The 18,698-nt window shown below is 44.6% G+C and carries 15 protein-coding genes; 2 read left to right on the forward strand and 13 right to left on the reverse strand.

Annotated features, from left to right (window positions below):
- The first annotated feature begins 11 nt into the window (after positions 1-11).
- Both nagA and NXG61_RS04355 read left to right on the forward strand, forming a co-directional pair.
- Positions 12-1,169, forward strand: coding sequence for an N-acetylglucosamine-6-phosphate deacetylase (gene nagA, locus NXG61_RS04350; protein ID WP_307224056.1), 1,158 nt, complete (start codon positions 12-14; stop codon positions 1,167-1,169).
- A gap of 31 nt (positions 1,170-1,200) precedes the next feature.
- Positions 1,201-1,671, forward strand: a complete 471-nt coding sequence (locus NXG61_RS04355) for a PTS sugar transporter subunit IIA (protein ID WP_307224054.1) — start codon at positions 1,201-1,203, stop codon at positions 1,669-1,671.
- A 121-nt stretch (positions 1,672-1,792) separates the two neighbouring features.
- Here the strand turns inward: NXG61_RS04355 and NXG61_RS04360 are convergent, their stop codons facing one another.
- From NXG61_RS04360 to NXG61_RS04420, 13 genes are all read right to left on the reverse strand, one after another.
- A complete protein-coding gene (locus NXG61_RS04360; RefSeq protein WP_307224052.1) occupies positions 1,793-4,135 on the reverse strand; it encodes an FAD-dependent oxidoreductase in 2,343 nt (780 codons plus the stop codon).
- Positions 4,136-4,152: 17 nt separating this feature from the next.
- The gene (locus NXG61_RS04365; RefSeq protein ID WP_196604031.1) at positions 4,153-5,784 is read right to left on the reverse strand and encodes a glutamate synthase-related protein; all 1,632 of its coding nucleotides are present in this window, start codon (positions 5,782-5,784) and stop codon (positions 4,153-4,155) included.
- A complete protein-coding gene (locus NXG61_RS04370; RefSeq protein WP_196604030.1) occupies positions 5,772-6,878 on the reverse strand; it encodes a glutamate synthase in 1,107 nt (368 codons plus the stop codon). The genes NXG61_RS04365 and NXG61_RS04370 overlap by 13 nt, the downstream gene beginning before the upstream one ends.
- 608 nt (positions 6,879-7,486) lie before the next feature.
- Entirely contained in the window at positions 7,487-8,410 is a 924-nt protein-coding gene (locus tag NXG61_RS04375; protein WP_196604029.1) for a M23 family metallopeptidase, read from the reverse strand.
- Positions 8,411-8,520: 110 nt separating this feature from the next.
- Positions 8,521-9,372, reverse strand: coding sequence for a CsgG/HfaB family protein (locus NXG61_RS04380; RefSeq protein ID WP_307224050.1), 852 nt, complete (start codon positions 9,370-9,372; stop codon positions 8,521-8,523).
- Positions 9,362-10,195: an MTAP family purine nucleoside phosphorylase gene (locus NXG61_RS04385; RefSeq protein ID WP_196604027.1), complete on the reverse strand. Its 834-nt coding sequence runs from the start codon at positions 10,193-10,195 to the stop codon at positions 9,362-9,364. The genes NXG61_RS04380 and NXG61_RS04385 overlap by 11 nt, the downstream gene beginning before the upstream one ends.
- Before the next feature lie 31 nt (positions 10,196-10,226).
- Positions 10,227-11,258 (reverse strand): cyclic dehypoxanthinyl futalosine synthase, encoded by a 1,032-nt coding sequence (gene mqnC, locus NXG61_RS04390; RefSeq protein ID WP_196604026.1) that lies wholly within the window; start codon positions 11,256-11,258, stop codon positions 10,227-10,229.
- 42 nt (positions 11,259-11,300) lie between these two features.
- Positions 11,301-12,401, reverse strand: a complete 1,101-nt coding sequence (locus tag NXG61_RS04395) for a radical SAM protein (RefSeq protein ID WP_307224046.1) — start codon at positions 12,399-12,401, stop codon at positions 11,301-11,303.
- 18 nt (positions 12,402-12,419) lie between these two features.
- On the reverse strand, positions 12,420-13,505 hold the full coding sequence (gene mqnE / locus NXG61_RS04400) for an aminofutalosine synthase MqnE (RefSeq protein WP_196604024.1): 1,086 nt from the start codon (positions 13,503-13,505) through the stop codon (positions 12,420-12,422).
- A gap of 157 nt (positions 13,506-13,662) precedes the next feature.
- Positions 13,663-14,673 (reverse strand): DNA polymerase III subunit delta, encoded by a 1,011-nt coding sequence (gene holA, locus NXG61_RS04405; RefSeq protein ID WP_307224044.1) that lies wholly within the window; start codon positions 14,671-14,673, stop codon positions 13,663-13,665.
- Between the two features lie 14 nt (positions 14,674-14,687).
- Entirely contained in the window at positions 14,688-17,054 is a 2,367-nt protein-coding gene (locus tag NXG61_RS04410; protein WP_307224042.1) for a DNA internalization-related competence protein ComEC/Rec2, read from the reverse strand.
- On the reverse strand, positions 17,051-17,638 hold the full coding sequence (locus NXG61_RS04415; protein ID WP_196604021.1) for a helix-hairpin-helix domain-containing protein: 588 nt from the start codon (positions 17,636-17,638) through the stop codon (positions 17,051-17,053). Before NXG61_RS04415 ends, NXG61_RS04410 begins: the two co-directional genes overlap by 4 nt.
- Before the next feature lie 95 nt (positions 17,639-17,733).
- Positions 17,734-18,501, reverse strand: a complete 768-nt coding sequence (locus NXG61_RS04420; RefSeq protein ID WP_196604020.1) for a DUF4931 domain-containing protein — start codon at positions 18,499-18,501, stop codon at positions 17,734-17,736.
- Positions 18,502-18,698: the final 197 nt, after the last annotated feature.

An 18,698-nucleotide genomic window follows, 5' to 3' on the forward strand; every position in this document is an offset into this window, starting at 1 on the left:
AGGGAGGAAATATGAAGGCAATTATTAACGGACGTGTACTGATACCAGATCGGGACGGGCATTTTAAAATAATGAGCGAGCATGCAGTGATTTATAATGAAAAAATAGAAGATATCTTACCGATGCGGCGTTTTTGTCAGCAGCAGACAGAAGAAATTCTGGACGCGGAGGGGAGTTATATCGGACCGGGCTTTATAAATATGCATATACATGGCTGTGCTGGTTTTGATGTGATGGACAACTCGCATGAAGCATTAAAGAATATAGGAAAGTATCAGGCTGAAACAGGAGTGACAGCTTTTCTGCCGACTACCATGACCTATGATTTCCCCAGAATATATAAAGCGCTTGACTGTATAAATGATTTTGTTAAAAATGATGATGGTAAAGGCGCCGCCGTACTCGGCTGCCATATGGAAGGGCCTTTCATCAACAGTGAACGTAAGGGGGCGCAAGCCGCGGAAGATATAGTCGCTGCTGATTTTGCAAAAATAGAAAAATACAAGGATGTTATACGTATAATTACAATAGCTCCGGAGATGCTGCACGATGACTGCACATTTGTGAAGCAATGCCGTAAAAATAATATTATCGTATCGATCGGACACAGCTCCGCGGATTATGATACGGCGGTAAAGGCTATAAAAGAACAGGGCATCACACATGTGACACATCTGTTTAATGCAATGACGCCGCTGCACCATCGCAAACCGGGTATAGCGGGAGCCGCTATGGATACAAACGCGTACTGTGAGCTCATTGCTGATAATGTCCATGTACATCCGGCATTGCAGCGCATGCTGTACCGTGCCAAGGATAAAGACAGGATCATATTGATAACGGACTCTATGAGAGCGTGTATGCTGGGAGACGGCGAGTCTGAATTGGGCGGGCAGAAGGTTTTTGTCAAAGGGCAAAAGGCAGTGCTGGCGGATAAAACTATTGCCGGCAGTGTATTGACGATGGACAGAGCCATAGCAAATTTTGCGGTAAATAATAATGCAGGACTGCCGGAAGTTATTGAGCTGGCAACGAAAAATCCGGCGCAGGAATTAGGTATGTATGATAGAATAGGTTCTATAGAAAAAGGCAAACAGGCTGACATTGTCGTCTTTGGTGAAGATGTGCGGATAAAAAACGTAATAATAAAGGGACAGCTTTTTTGTTAGCTATGCAGGGAAAGAAGAAAGAGAGGAACAAATGATGTTCGGTTTATTTAATAAGAAGAAAATTGAAGTTTTTTCACCGATAAAAGGCAAAGTAATCGATATTACAGAAGTGGAAGATGAGGTGTTTTCTGCGAAAATGATGGGAGACGGTTTTGCCGTCGAGCCGGATGAGAATTTTATTTCGGCACCGTGTGACGGGGAAATAGCCATATTGGCAAAAACGAAACATGCCGTTGCTATAAGAGCTGAGGGCGTGGAAATACTCATTCATATCGGACTGGATACAGTGGAGCTGGAGGGAAAAGGTTTTACGGCGTATGTAAAAGAAGCAGAACTGGTAAAGCGCGGGGATAAACTCATAAGCTTTGATGCGGAATATATAAAAAAGGAAGGGAAAAGGATAACAACTGTCCTTGCTATAACGAATATGGATGAAAAAGTGAAACGATTGGCTAAAAACTTGCAGACACAGGAAGCCGTTCTTAAGATAGAGGTCAAATAGAATAAAAGGAATAGAAATAATAAAAGACCGCTGTCATTTTGTTATGACAGCGGTCTTTTATCGGGACGGTGAATGTCAGACAGCATCAAATATATGAGAGAGTAAACAGCCGCTGGAGTTATTATTCGGCTTTGCTGCCGGTGCGATACATCTTTATAGGTTCGGGATTGTCATTGAGCTCCCAAATGCCGCAGGGGCAGACACCGGAACAAATACCGCAGCCTATGCATTTATCGGGATCTGATCTGTATTCAATGATACCCATGCCGTGATCGATGCGGTCAATAGCTTTTTCAGGGCAGGAGTCAAGGCATGTCCTGCAGTCACGGCAAGTACCGCAGCTTACACAGCGATCTACATCACCGAGCGGTTCCGGTAAATCTTCATGGTGATATTTTGCAAAATATTCTTTGCCAAGCATATCGGCAGGAACTTCTCTTTTTTCGGGAAAAGCGGGAACATCTTTACGCATTACATAGGCATCCGCATAATAGGCGGCTTTGTTGCCGGAACCGATAGCATCTACCAGTCTGCCCGGTTTTATCACGTCGCCGGCAACAAATATTCCGTCTAAAATGGTATTGTCCTTACCGGGAACGAGCCAGTCGCGGAATTTTTTTATTTTGTCATCCTGCGGCAGATAATCCAAGATAGGCGCTTCACCTATAGAAACGATGACCATGTCGCCTGCTATGAATTTTCCCGTATTATCATAAATCCCCTCATCGGTTATTTTAGAAGTCATGAAAGGCCATATAAGCTCGCCGCCCATTTGTTCTATATGGTCGATTTCATTTTGAAAAGCAGCCGGTTTTTGCACGTCGATGCATGTGACTTTTTCAGCACCCATATCGTAAGCTCCGCGAGCTGTGTCCATACCGGAATTGCCGCAGCCGATAACAATAACATTTTTGCCCACATAGGGGTGTTCCCCGCGGTTTATAGCTTTCAGGAAGGTCAGGCCCATTGTCAGTTTTTCGGCGCCTTCCCAAGGGAAAAATCTTGACTTATGACCGCCGGTGGCTAAAACCACCGCATCATTGTTTTGTCTTATAGCGGTAAATTTTTCGGCATCAACTTTGAATTTGGGAACAAATTTTACACCGGCATCTTCGATTCGCTTAAGCTCTGCCTGCAGCAGTTCATGCGGAAGACGTGCACGCGGAATGACTTGTTCAAGCTTACCGCCGATATGATCATCCTCATCGTATACAGTTACATCATGACCACGCTGGATGAGCTGCCATGCGGCTCCAAGCCCGGCAACACCGCCGCCTATGACAGCTATTTTTTTGCCTGTTTTTTTCGAGGTTATATCAAGTTTGGCATATACGGACTGAAAACCCAAAGGACCGATCTGGACAGACTGATCTATCTTAGCGCGTGTACATGCATCCATACACGGATTGGGACAGACAGAGGCGCATACCGAACCGGGAAACGGGGTATATTCAAGAATCAGTTTGGTTGCTTCTTCTTGCTTTTCGGTGCGGAGCAATTTATATCTCAGCTGTGTCGGGATATGTGCCGGGCAGGCAAATTCGCATGGTGCTGCGTATTTGGCATTGTTCCAGACCGGAATATGCTGGCGGTAAAGACCTTTTTCTACCAGATTTTTGACGGCAAAATCATCAACAGCAACATCACTGAACATACCACCCTTGATCCATTCATTGAGACGGAAAGAACGCATGTCAGTATGCTTTGTATCTGCATTCTGCTTTTCATCAAAGGTAAGAGGACGCAGCTTATGCCATTGACTCCAATCGGAAAGGTCATTATGCAGATTTTCCTTGCCGATCGATTCTAGGAATTTATCCATGCCTTCCGCAAGAAAGGCAATATCATCTTTATCAAGTTCTTCAAGAAGAATATCGGCAGGATGATCATGTGAATGACCGCGGAAATATACAGTGCCGCCTACCATACCTACACAGGGACGTTCGCCCAGTACGGAATCAAATTCTTCGCTGTCGAAGCCGCAGACCACGGCACGTCCGCCACCCATGAATTCGAAGGCAAAGCTGCCGACATTTTTCAATATCCAAAGCTGGGGTTCTTCATAGAGCGGATCGTGTTTCATCAAAGATCCCGTGCGTGTGCCGCCGCGCCCGCCGATGTATATTTTGCCGCCTGATGAACAATGGCCTGCAGTGTCACCGGCGTCTCCTTTTACCACTATTTTCCCGCCGGCGTTGAGCCAGCCTACATCTGCGGATACTGACCCATCGGCAATAATTTCTGTATTATTGAGACACATTGAGCCGAGCCGCTGACCGGCATTGGTGACGTGGAAATGAAGCGTCTTTCCTTCGGGATGCCATAACGGACCGCCGATATCATGCTGACCGGAAGCCGCTATTTCAAAATCAGTTTCGCCGTTTGCCACGGCACTGCCGACAGCGAGCAGTAAATCCTGTGTGGACATGCGATCGTGTCCTTTTAGAGTATCTATCTTAAACATATCTCACGGTTCCTTTCTCAGCATACATATTGAATTCCCAGCTGTTCGGCTATAGACTTGTCTGTGGAAACTAAAGCATCACTGCGGCCTACCGGCAGAGTGCTGTTGCCTATAGGTGCCATCAGTTTGCGAAGTTCTTTGTCGAAGGTAAGCACATAGTCTACTATTTTCTGGGCACCGCGGTCTATATCAAGACGTTTGACAAGACGCGGGTCCTGTGTGCAGATGCCGGTCGGGCATTTGCCTGTATTGCAGGCATTGCAGCGACCCTCTTCGTTGCCCACGCAGCCGAGCAGCTGAATAAGCATTTTGCCGACAAATACACCATTGGCGCCAAGACAAATCATTTTAAAGGCGTCAGCGGCAGCATTGCCTGTCATGCCTATTCCGCCGCCGCCGTAAAGGGGAATCTGCCCTTGCAGACCCTGTTTTACAGCGGCCAGATAGCAGTCACGGATTTTAGATACTATGGGATGACCTGTATGATCAAGTGATATTTCATTTGCGGCACCGGTGCCGCCTTGTATGCCGTCTATAAAGAAACCGCCGCAGATTTTATACGGATCACGCAGCAAATTATTATAGACTGACACGGAAGTTGCTGATGCCGCACATTTTATGGCGACGGGGACTCTGAATCCGAACGCCGCGTTGAGCGATAAATGCATCTTTTGCACAGATTCCTCTATAGAATACAGTCCCTGATGATTAGGCGGTGAGGAAAGTGTGGCTTTCGGGACGCCGCGGATTGCCTGTACGTGTTCGGCTACTTTGGCAGCCTGGAGAAGACCGCCGTCGCCTGGTTTAGCACCCTGCCCGATTTTTATTAAAACACCGGCAGGATCGGTTTTCATGCGGGGCATAGCCTTAACTATCCTGTTCCAGCCGAAATGACCGGAAGCAATTTGCAAAATCATGTATTTCAGCTGTTCAGATTCGAGCAGCTTGATAGGCATGCCGCCTTCACCGGAGCTCATGCGTACGGGAAGATCGCATTTTTCGTTTAAATATGCCACTGCCATAGCCACTGCTTCCCAAGCGCGAGTGGATAAAGCTCCTATAGACATATCGGAAAAGATGAGCGGATAGATGGAGCGGACCGGAGGTGCTTTATGCGCCATGACCAGCTTGCCATCCTGCAGGCTGAAGGGAAGATCGCTGGCCGGCAGAACACGCCCGAAAGGAGACCGTATATCAAATGTATGTCTGATCGAATCAAGTGAAGGGTCTGTCATCTGGCTGATACGGCCCACTATTATGTGGTCCAGAGTGCGCTGTGCATTCAGGTTGGTTCTGCCGCCGCGTTTTACAGGGCCGGCATCACGCGATAAGAGGGTCTGTCTGCTGTCACTGTTTCTGACAGGCCGGATCGCATTGTTCGGGCAGACTTTGGCGCACATGCCGCAGCCGACGCAGGCATTGCCAATAGTGCTCACTTGTTTGATAATGGGAATAGTTCTGTGTGTGCGGCGCGGGCTGGGTTTCATATCATCCGAATATGTTTTGTCAACACGAATGACATCGGCTTTGATAGCACCGAGAGTACAGGTCGAAATGCAGCTGCCGCACATTGTACAGCGTTCCATGATGTGCTCTATATTCCATTTGAGATCAGCTTTGCTGATGTCTTGTGATTTTACTGCTTCCATCTTTGTACCTCCAGCTCATTGTCGATAACGACAACTTCTCGTTCGTTAGGATAAATATCTTTTGTCATGTCACGATCAGGCATTATTTCATTAAGCCCGCATACTTCGGAAGCGATAGCTACTGTATCTTCCGTCTGTCCGACCACTACCGGGCGGAGTTTTTTAGAGTCACAGCAGGTCAGCATGCGTCCGTCGGGAAGATTGGCAATGATTGTGTTGGGACCGTTTATTTCCAGATTGGCAAGAGACTGTCTGATTGCTTTTAATACATCTTTGTCTTCACGCTGGTCTATTTCGGCGAAAGGCAGCGGTGTTATAACATGCTTATAGTATTTTATAGGCCATTTTAATTCATGCAGCACATAATGCAGCGTATAGAGAAAATTTTGCGAATCTGATTCGAAACCGACATAACCCTTATGCAGAGATTTCTGGAATTCTTTGTTTTTGGTATAAAAGGTATTTTCTCCGTTTGCACAAAGAGTGTATCCCTGCAGGAAAAACGGGTGAGCGGCATAACGCACAATATCATAATTGGTGTTTTGGCGGCACTGGACAACGACACTTTTGGCCATCAGGCAGCCATTATCGTCCCAAAGGCGAAAGTATGTGGCAATGTCGCGCGGGTCGCCTATTTCTTTCAGTGTTAAGACATCAGGCCAGAAGGAGTAAACATAGCCTTCACCAGCCGTTTCCAATATTTCGCGAAGCTTGAGCCGTATATCAAGCAGAAGCTTTTCTTTTTCAGCCATGGTTTTATCACGATAATATTCGGGATAATCATAGTTGCGGAAGATGTAATATGGCATGGCTTTTATGTCAAGTCCCGGCTGATCATTGGGAACAGGGATCCATTCGGCTACCTGTTCAAAATTATGGCTGTCCATAAAGTCTTCGACCATTTGCGCACCACGCTGTGTACAGGCGAGCGATAAAAGCGGCTTATCCTTATATGGCGTGAAAATGCCATACAGATCCTGCATGACCATAGCAAAACCTGAGTTATCATGGCCTTCCTGCTGCGGCAGCATAAGATATAAAGCCTTTGATGGACTGAAAGCCACTTTACTTTTTATTGAACCAATTCTACACATTATTGTTCGCCCCCAAAATAATACACAATAAGAAAATTTCAAAATAAAACGGATTAATTTTATAGACTAAAAAATCATATATTGGTCATTCACCAATATATGATGCATCAGCAACAATGCTGATTAGTCTCTCAAAAATAATAAGGTATGATTCCACTCTCAACAAACATCTATAATAATATAATTATATAGAACGACTAGCAGATAGGAAATAGACGCATATATAATTATATTAATGTATTCTTATACTGTCAATAAAAAAATTCTTGTTTTATACTAAAATATTGTATTCTTTAGGCAAAAAAAGAATGAAATACAATCTTTATTCCATATAAATATGTATAAAATACATAAAAAGAATTTTTATACATATTTTTAATAAAATGTGATAAAATGCACGTAATGTATAATTGTAATTATAATAATGGTTTATAAGATTTACTCTTAATATTTATTTAAAATATGTATTGTATTGTATTGCAGTATACAAAATACTTGTAAAGAAATAAAAAAAGGCCACAGATTATTATAAAATCCGTGGCTGAATACCGTTTAAACAATGAATTTGATCATTGCAACATTTTTAATTTTTTGGTGCGGTCTGTATTTTAAAGATAACTGGATGGATCGACCGGTCTGTTGTTTACACGCACTTCGTAGTGTACATGCGGCCCCGTGCTGAACCCGGTGCTGCCGACATAAGCAATTATTTGTCCGCGCTTGACATGCTGGCCGACTGACACGACTACACTGGATGCATGGCCGTAGCGGGTGATTATACCGTTGCCGTGATCTATATCGACCATATTGCCATAACCGCCTGAGTTCCAACCGGCAGTGGTGATTACACCGTCTGCTGTGGCTCTGATAGGAGCGCCGTAATCATTGGCGATATCGATACCAGGATGAAAATCCGTACCGTTCCATCTGAATCCGTATGGTGAGCTTATGGAACCGCCGGTAGGCATTCCCATTGGCGTGGTTATGGATTTTTCTGCCATAAGATCCTGCTGCTTGCGCTGCGTAATAAGAGCCTGCCGCAGATTTTCCATATTTTCCTGATGAATGGCAACACGTTTTTCCAAATTTGCCAGCACTTCGGAAAGATTTTGAACATCCGGCGCGATGACAGGTCCGCCCTGTCCTCCGTCGGTATTGACATTTTGGCTTGCTGACGAATCGTCAGTAGTCGGGACATCGATATTGGAAATAGATTTCAATTCTTTTTCGGTAGCGTTGAGTTTATCAAGATCACTCTGCAGCTGTGTGGCCTTTTGTGCCAGCTCAGTCAGCTTTTCCTGCTGAATGGTGTTGGCGTTCTGCAGATCTTCAATAGTTTGTTTATCGACTTTGTTGGCAAAAAAAGAGTAGCCGGCAAAGCAGAATACCGCTATAAGTAAAAGTCCCCCGGCTATAAGAGAAGCTATTGCGTATTTGAAAAGTCGGGATGTCAGGTGAATATTGCGCACTGTACCACCATCACTGGGGATAAGCTTGATCGTATATTCACGGCATTGTTTTTCGCTTGGCATTAAAAATCCTCCATGCATCAATACGTTTCATCACAGTGTCAACAAGAACGTTCATAAGTATAGCACAAAAATACCTGTACGACAAATAGGCATAGGGCACCGATAAAGCATCAGCCCTCTTTGATAACGGTCTGACCTATTTGCGGGCTGGCTTTATTCTGCAGCTGCCCGACAGAAGCATGGCTCTCTACGCGGATAATTTTTAATGTGCCTATTTTCTTTTTCTGATATGTGAGCATTTTACCTGTATCAGGGTCAATGACAGCCGCGCCCGTTTCGTATATTGTAAAAATATCACCGGATTTTATGCCGGATTGGCTGCCCGCATTAATATAGAGTTCTTCACCATTTACAGCAGCTATTTTGGCATATACCGGATAATTTCGATTTAATTGATGCATTATTTTATCGGCAGCATCTTCCAGAGCATTTGTATAATCGGCCTTGCCGCCGAAGCCTTTTATTTTGATATTTTGATCTGTTCCTTCGGCATTGGATGAATAAACAGTTTCACCTGTGAAACAGCTTATGATCCTTATATTCAGCCTGACCGTGGCTTCATACTGGCTGGCAAAGATAACAGAATTTTTTTCCATGGAGGCAGAATCTATATGCCCGATTATCAGATAATCAACATTGAGCATGCGCCCTGTTTCAAGCGCTGTCTTCAGATCGCCAGAGCTGCCGTAATTATTTTTGGGAGTCAGTGCGGATAGCTGGGGATTACTGATAAGGGTAAAGACGGCTTCATCGGTAAGCCGGGCAGTAAATATATCACCTGCCGCTGTGCCGAGACGTTTGCCGGAGTCATCCGTGAAAGGCAGGACTGCGGCTGTTCCGTTAGCAGCATATGACAGCGCAGGTAAAAGAGCAGTGAAAATGGCTGTCAATAGAAAAATCAGAGGTATTTTGCGGCAGGACAACAGGATATCACTTCCGGACGAGATCGTGCTAATCATCATAAATGCCTTTTAACAAAGTTTCTTTGCGCAAGGAAAGGCATTCGCAGTTTTTGTCGGAGGGAAGAGTGCGAATTGTATGCAGAATGATGTTTCCTATCATCGGCGCATCATCATAAAAAATATCTTCCAATTCTTCATGGGACCATGATTTCCTTATGCCTTCGCCGTAATTTACCACATAGTAAAGACCGGCATAGCAGGCACCTATTTCGCGCGCAAGGTATACTTCAGGGCAGATGCTCTGGCCTACAATATCTGCATGACCGTTCATCATGGCTATTTCAGCGGGGCTTTCGAAATGTCGTCCGTCTGTGTTTGCATAAATACCACGGGTAAAAACTCTGCCTTCAAAAAGTTTTTTTGTTGTTTCGATAAGTACTTTGCGCATCTGGGGACAAAGCGGATCACGCATGACCAATAAATATTTTCCTTCAAGGCCCACATCTTTTCGCACGGAAAGATCAAGGTAATCATCCGGTATGAGAAAGTCGCGCGTATCCAGCAGTTTATTGACAGTCCCCACACCGCCTTCTGATATGATCCTTTTGACACCGGCTTCGCGGAACGTCCAAAAAAGCTGTCTTGAAGCATCCGAGCGGCTGACTCCGCTTCTCCAGCCATGCATTTTACAGGTCAGCACTTTTTTACCGGCAACTTCGAAAAGACGAAGCTCAGTCGTTTTACCGTAAGGTGTTTCAAAAATAAGATGATCAGCAAGAACTTTTACATCGCTGTCGCCCGCGTTGGCGGGGAAATTGCTGGATAAGGTGCCGGAGCCGCCTATCACGGCAAATTCTGCTTTTGGAATATTTTGTTCAGTCAAATATATTGCCTCCGATCAAATATAAATGTAATTATTTGCAGTAACGTATTATATTATAAGCAGTATCACGCTGTGCGGGAATGCTGCCTGTTTTTTTTATGATGTCTGCCATGGTATTCACAGACATATGATGTGACGTCCCCGCAGCACGTACGACATTTTCTTCGAGCATGACACTGCCGAGATCATCGGCACCGAAAGTCAGAGTCAGCTGACCGATGTTTTTACCCTGAGTGACCCATGAACCTTGCATATGGCTTATATTATCAAAATAAAGGCGTGCCGTAGCCAAGGTTTTCAAGTATTCCCAGGAGGATAGTTTTTCTCCGCCGAGCTTCGTGTGACCGGGCTGAAAAGTCCATATGATAAAAGCACGAAAACCGCCTGTTTCATCTTGCAGGGTGCGTATTTTACGCATATGCTCAACGCGTTCATCTATGGTTTCACCGAGACCGAGCACCATAGTAGCAGTCGTCTTCATGCCTATGCCATGGGCACAGCGCATTATATTCAGCCACTCATCCGTCATGATTTTTTTTGGGCTGACAATTTTCCTGACTCTGTCAGCGAGGATTTCCGCGCCGCCGCCGGGCAGCGAAGACAGACCGGCAGCCTGCAGGCGTTTTAATACTTCGGTGACAGAATAGCCGGTGATTTTGCTGAAATGAAGTATTTCTGTGGCAGTGAACGAATGAATGGTGATATCATAGTTTTTTTTGATGGCAGTCAGCATATCAATGTAGTATTCGAAGCCTGCGTCGGGATGCAGGCCGCCTTGCAGCATTATCTGTGTACCGCCGGCATCGACGGTTTCCCGCACCTTTTGCAGAATGGCATCAATAGATAGCAAATACGCGCCTTTTTCTCCAGGACGACGGTAAAAGGCGCAAAAATTGCATTCATTTATGCATATATTGGTGTAATTTATGTTTCGGTCAATGATAAAGGTTACGGTATTGCCGGGATGCATCTGCCGGCGGACTTGATCCGCCTGCTGCCCGAGTGTCAGTATATCTTCATTGTGGAGAAGGGATACAGCCCTTTCATCAGTCAATCGTTCCATTTATTTCTCCTGTGTGTAATTAATGTTGCAGACAGAGGGTATTCAGCTCGGAACCGCCTGTTTGATAATATTATATAAGGAATCGCGTTCTGCCGGAATGTAACCGGCTTGGACGATCATATCATTCAATTTTTTCCTTGTCATGATACTGCCGCTTTTGGCACCTGCCGCATGGATTATTTTCTCTTCTCCCACTGTTCCGTCGAGATCATCAGCACCGAATGCCAGAGAAAGCTGGGCTATCTCTTCACTGAGCATTATCCAGAAAGCCTTGATATGATCAATATTATCAAGAACAAGACGCGACAGGGCAATAAATTTGAGATTTTCCCAAGCGGTCAGAGGTTTTATCGTATATAATTCGGCAAGCTTGGTATTCTGCGGATAAAAAGGAAAGGAGACAAAAGCGCCAAAGCCGCCGGTTTCATCCTGTATGGCACGCAGCTTGAATAAATGGGCCAAACGTTGCTCTGTGGTTTCGATGTGGCCGTAAAGAATTGAGCTGTTAGTGGGAATGCCCATGGAATGGGCTGTTTTCATGGTCTCTATCCACTCAGCTGAAGACGCTTTGTCAGGACATATGATCTGTCTGACACTGTCATCAAGGATTTCCGCACCGCCGCCCGGAAGAGAGGATAACCCTGCATCCTTCAGGTGCTGCAATACTTCTTTGATAGAAAGACCGCTTATTTTTGTGAAATAAATTATCTCCGCAGGCGTAAATGCTTGAATATGGACATGCGGCAATAGCTTTCTGACGGTATGCAGAATATCTGTATAATAGGAAAAGTTCGTATCAGGGCACAGGGAGCTTACTATATGTATCTCAGTGAGACCGGGGGTTTCCTGCATGGCTCTGCTGATCATTTCTGCGACTTTTTCAGGAGAAAGGATATAGCCGCGGGCGTCGCCTTGCTTTGCGGAAAAAGCACAGAGCGGACACAAGGCTGTGCAGGTGTTGCTCAGATTTATGTGGCGGTTGATGTTGTAATAGACATTTTTACCGCTGTGCCGTTCCTTTGCGGCTCTTGCCCATTGTCCAAGCTCAAGAAGAGACGCTTTCCGGTAAAGAAGCAGTGCCTCATCAAATGATAAGCGTGAACCGGCGCAGGCTTTTTGGCGGGCTCTAGTTAGTTCATCCATAATAAAACCTCGTTTATCTTAAAATGTCCGAATGATTTTGGAGTTACAGTCGCATTCTGCCGGTATTCTGCCGGCTTCTCTTATCGCATCAATAAGAATGTTTTTGGAAAGAGCTTTTTGCGAACTGACACCGGCTGCGTGCATTATTTTTTCACCGCCGACAGTGCCGTCTATATCATTGGCACCGAAGCCCAGAGCCAGCATAGCGACAGGCAGGGTCAGCATGACCCAGTAGGCTTTGATATTGTGGATATTATCCAGCATCAGTCGGCTTATAGCCATTGTTTTCAGGTCATCCCATACACTTGTCCGAGTGATGGAATCCTCCAGCGCTGTGTTCTTGGGCTGAAAGGGAAAGCAGATAAAGGTCTGGAGACCGCCTGTTTCGTCTTGCAGAGCACGAAGTGTCAGAAGATGATTTATTCTCTGCTCCTTGGTTTCTATATGACCATACAGCATGCTGGCATTTGTGGTTATACCGAGTCTGTGGGCAGTACGGGCGACCTCAAGCCATTCGGTGCTGGTAGCTTTGTTGGGGCAGAGTATCTGGCGGATGCTGTCATCAAGTATTTCCGCACCACCGCCGGGCATGGCCTCAAGTCCGGCGGCGATCAGCTCCCGCAGAACGGTTTCTATTGATTTTCCGCTTATCTTTACAAAATGCATTATTTCGACACCGGTAAACCCCTTCAAATGAAGCAAGGGGAAATTTGCCTTAATGGTTTTTATAATATCAAGATAGTATTCATAAGGCCAGTCGGGGTGCAGCCCGCTTACGATATGCAGATTTTTCATATCAGGATCTTCGGCGGCTTTTGCTATCCTGCTGAGAACAGATTGTTTTGTGAGCTCATAAGCTTTATCACTGCTGCTTTTACAGCCGAATGCGCAGAACTTGCACTGACCAATGCATATATTAGTAAGATTTACGTGCAGATTTACATTATAATATACATAATCACCGCTTATTTTTTTCCTTACGGAATCTGCCAGCTGTCCTATTCTGGCAAGGTCGTTTGATGAATAAAGAGCCAGTCCGTCTTCCTTTGAAAGGCGTTGGCCGCTGTGTATTTTATCTTCTATTGTATCTAGGGTAATGTCCAAAATCTATTGCTCCTCTGAAGTTTGCTAAAAATAACTGAACATATGCAGAACTTTATATACCATAAATTATACTACAAAGTATATAATGAGAAAATATATAAATAGGGACTGGTCCGGATATGGATTTATCTCCGTCAGAATATACAGTGCTGTGCTGCTATCGGCACAGCCGTATCAAAATGTCTTCAAAAAGGACAGGAGTATTCTGACCTGTTTTGAGTTTATAATCGGCATCGGCGAGAGCGGAGACCGTCTCCCGCAGCGTGTGCAGTTCAAAATGTTTTGCCTGGACGATAAGTTTTTCAGCTATGAAGGGGACCAGCCCAAGTTTTTGCCCGATTATCCGGCTGTCTGCGCCTTGCGTCAGATAGAAATTTATTTTCCAGAGCTGATGGATGTGGCGGATAAGAATGATAAGAATGCTGATGCGCGGAACGCCGCTGCTTAGCTGTTTATCTAAAAGAGCTAAGGCTTTTTTGAGATCTCTGCTGCCCGCTGCTTCGGCCAGAGCAAAGGCAGAGATTTCAGGAAGACCGGATAATATATCGATGAGATCATGTTTTCTTATATCCCGTCTTTCAGTGAATAGAGCCAGCTTGTCAAGCTCTTTATCAAGAAAGCCCAGAGATACTTTCTGCATGACGTTTATCGTTGCCAAAAGATATTCATACGCCTCCGTATCCGGTGTTTTTCCTATCTCTTTGAATTTTGTCTTAAGCCATTCACCGATATTATAAGCTCTCACAGGTTCCGCTTCGAATACCAGGCCGTATTTTTCGATTGTTTTATACAGCTTGCGTCTTTTATCCGGTTTTTCATCTGTTTCCAGTATGAGAACTGTAAATTCAGGTATATTTGCCAGCAGATCAATAAATAACAGCTCGCGTTTTTCCGCGGTTTTTCCTTTTTTTTCCCGGAAAAGACTGCTGTGTACATGGATAATATTTTTATCGCAGAAAAAAGGCATAGTCGAACAAGCTTCAATTATGTCGTTCACGGAAGCAGTATCGTCCAATTTTGTTATATTATTCTGCTTAGCCTCCGGTAAAAGTTTTGCCTTTAAAGCATTTAAAAATTTTTCCGCGAGATATTTTTCTTCACCGGCGATGAGATAGAGTTTCTTTAATTCATTTTTTCGCAGTGACATCATTGCTTCACCGTATTGCAAGAAAAATATTCCCCCTATTCGATGTATGGCTTTATTGTGCATTTTGTACCGTCAGTGTAAAAGACGACAGCGCCGTTTTGATCGGTTCTGAATACTGAGGCCTTTACATTGCTGAGCCGGTCGAGCACATTCTTGTCCGGATGACCATAGCTGTTTTCAGCACCTACCGAGATCACTGCCCAGCGTGGCCGTGCTGCTGCCAGAAATTCCTCGGAAGAAGATGTCTTTGAGCCGTGGTGAGCTACTTTGAGTACGGTACAATTGATATCTCTGCCCGCTTTTTTTAATAGTTCGGTTTCTCTTTGGGCGGGCAGATCACCGGTAAATAATACGTTGAAATTTTTATATAGAACTTTTATGATGACAGAAGTTTCATTGGTATCGTCGGTATTGGCGGCAGGAGGTGCATACAAAACAATGAACTTCACGCCATCCAGAGTGAAGGTCTGGTTTTCATTCATTACGACTGTTTTATTCATTATATCGCTTTGAGGAGAAATATGCCATACACTGGCATATTCGCTGTTTTTCTCATGCCCGATAAATATTTTGGAAACGGGCATCTGTTTGGCAATTCCGTACAGTCCGCCTGCATGGTCGGCATGTGCATGGCTTAAAAATATACCATCAAGACGGGTTATGCCATAGTGATAGAGATAAGGCACGTCAACATTTTTACCTACATCGTAATCACTGTCACGGATACCGCCGGTGTCGATCATCACCGCCCTGCCATGCGGGGTGATGATCAAGGCGGCATCTCCTTGCCCAACATCAATAAAATGAACTGATAAATCGTGTTCCCTGAAATTACTATAAAGCAGCGCTGTTAAAAAAAGGCACAAAAATACAGTATAAACAGTATGGTGCCGTATGAAGTATTCTCTGCATAATTTGTACAATCGGTCATTTAAGATGATAAACCAGCAGATATAATAGAAGATACTGCCGGAGATAGTAAGGTAGGGAAGATAAAGCATACTGCCGGGCAATTGGGCCAAAAGGCGTGTTATTTCATGAACGAGACCTAAAAGCAGGCTGCACAGAACAAAGATAATAGAGGCAAAGAAAGGAAGCAGCAGATTGAGGAAAACTGCTGACAAAGCGGCCACGATGATCATGTCTACAAGAGGAACAGCAAATATATTAGCGATTAATGAGCTCAAAGAAATGCTGTGAAAATACCATGACAGAAACGGCAGACAAAAAAACTGTGCGCCCAAGGTTATGGAAAGAGAAACCGCAAAAAAACGGGGCAGAAAGGCCAGCCTTTTTTGAAAGAAGGAGGATGTATATAATAAACCGGCCGTGGCGGCAAAGGATAGTTGGAAACTGATATTAAGGAGCAGCCCAGGTGATATGATGAGCATGAAAATACCGATGAGGGAAAGCAGGTAACGTGACTGGCTTTCTCTGCCCAGAGCAAATGCCATATAGGAAAGGATACCCATTGCTGCCGCACGGATGACCGGCGGGACCAAGCCGCAAAACACAGCATAACTGCCTATGCATATCATTAAAAGAAGAACGGTATACTTGCGGCGCAGGCGGAAAAACCGGCCTATGGAAATGATAGTACCGGCAAGAAGCGTGATATGCGAGCCCGAGACGGATAATATATGAACTATTCCGGTTACCGTAAAAGCGTCGAGCAGATCCGGATCAATACCGTTGTATCCGCCGAAAAGCATGGCAAAAACAGCAGCGGCATCCGCTGCGGGCATTACCTGTTCCATTGCGGCTTTTATTGAAAAGCGCAATTGCCCTATTTTTTTGAGCAGGCGCATGGAATCCGGCTGCGGTTCCACTGAGACGGGATTTTTTCCCGCGGCTACATATGCGTATATACCATTGAGGTTCGCCTGCAGAGTATTATTTATGCGTCCGGGATTTTTATATGAGCTGATCTTGTGTATCTTGCCGGAAGCAGTTATCTTGTCGCCTGCCTGGGCATTGATGGGATTCTTCTGGCGGGTATAAAGATAATAGCCTCCGCTGACAGGCATTCCTTTTGCCGATAAGGCGGAAAGCTCGTAACGTATATGTGTCAATCCGTCACTGTTTTTCAGGATTACAGGCTGATCCTGGAGAATACCGGTAACACTTTTAGTCTGACCAGCCGAATGAATGATATTGTCCGGCGGTACGGCAGTGAAGAAAGAATAGCGGCAGTATCCTACGGACAGGAACAGCAGTCCCAAAAGCAAAAAAGTATACTTAGACTTTTGGAAAGCGGCATAGAGGATTGACGGCAAAAGCAGAACGGCGGCTATAATAAACGGCAGCGGAGGAAAACGCAGTGCATCGTCCAGCAAGATACCCGCGGACAGACACAGTAGAAGCAGGTTGAGCATATAAAGAGGATGCTGACCGTATCTCATAGCGTTATTTTGTCTTTTAAGGCATTGAATTTAGCTTCGCCGATGCCGCGCACTTTTTTCAGATCGTCAAGCGATTGGAATAATCCTTCGGACTGGCGGTATTCGGCGATGCGTTTAGCCATGGACGGCCCCACTCCCGGTAACTTATCCAGAGTACTTTCATCTGCATAATTAATATTGATTTTTCCTGACTGGGAATCGCTGCCGGCAGGTGCAGGCGCAGGCGCTAAAACAGAACTATTCTTCGCCGGCACTTTTATCTGCGTGCCGTCTGCTATTTTCATGGACAGATTTATATTTTCCGGATCAGCCGCTTCATTCATACCGCCGCATTTGTTTATTGCATCAATTACACGGGCATCGTCAGGCAGCTCGATCACTCCGGGATTATTTACGGCGCCTGTAACATAAATGACGATTTTCCCTTGCTGAGCCGCTGCCGGTTTATCGCCGGCGGCGGGTTCGGCTGGCTGTACAGCTTCCAGATCAATACTCTGCCGGAAATAACTGCCATAGATGACAGCACTTACGGCGGCAGCACCTATAAGCAGCAGGACGAGAAATTGTTTTTTAAACATTGGCATAAAAAAGACTCCTTTTTAAATATTTCGAATATACAGTTAAATATTCGAAAAAAATAACGAGAACCAAAATTGACTCCCGTACTGCAAGATGTTCTTTAAATATGCGAAAAATACAATTTCCGCATTTCATTGACTATTATATTAAGATTATTTGGTCTGAGACGCAGGCTGTAACCGATAAATAGAGGTGATGTAGGAAAGCGGGGCATTATTTTTACCTTTATCAGCCCTTCCGTACGGTAAAAAAAGATATTATAGCTTTTGCAGCGTTTATTAAAATGATTCATTATATAGTCAACGGATATTTTTATGAAGTCGGCTATAGTATCTGTTTCATCATTATTTTCGGTCAGAACATTGAGCTCACAAAAACCGAGCCGCGGGAACGTAGATATATTGAGTTCGACAGAGCCTTTTTTAGCGATCTGCGTGCCAAGAAAATCACTTTCTTCACACAACAGGGAATTATCCACATTTTTCAAACCAATTATTTGCATATGGGGGTGTCGCATCGTACCGCCTGAAAGAGGACCGTAATTTTTGAAGAATAGGACAGACTTGTATTTGCCGGAATCGAGCATGGAGAACCAATGCCTGATACCAAAACGAATAAGCATGCGCATATGCTCATCGCTGTAATCCGGCATATCACTTCCGCAGTAACGTGTTTCAAGAAGAACAGTCTGGAAGGAATTTTCCAGTACATTATATTTGTTTTCCAGCAGAGTCATTTCTCCGCAGGTATCAATTATATGCTCGAGATGATCATATTCGCAGAAAGGGCACTGTGCATCCTTATCAATAATTGTCTCCGGCTTGCTTTTACCGATTTTTGTATTGAAACTGATAATATTCTTTCTCATTATGAACCCTTCGGATTATTATTTTTAAACTATAAAGATAATGTCGTTTTAATGTTGAAACTGGAAATTATGCTGGCGCAGTTTCAAGATAAATGCTATAATTTTTTAAGCTGACAGATAAAAATACATATACTGACGGAAAGGATGCCATTTATCTGAAAAATGCCTTGAAGCCGAGCTGGGGCATTCGATAATGG

Source organism: Pectinatus haikarae, from assembly GCF_050916305.1.
In the GTDB taxonomy this organism is placed as follows: Bacteria; Bacillota; Negativicutes; order Selenomonadales; family Selenomonadaceae; genus Pectinatus; species Pectinatus haikarae.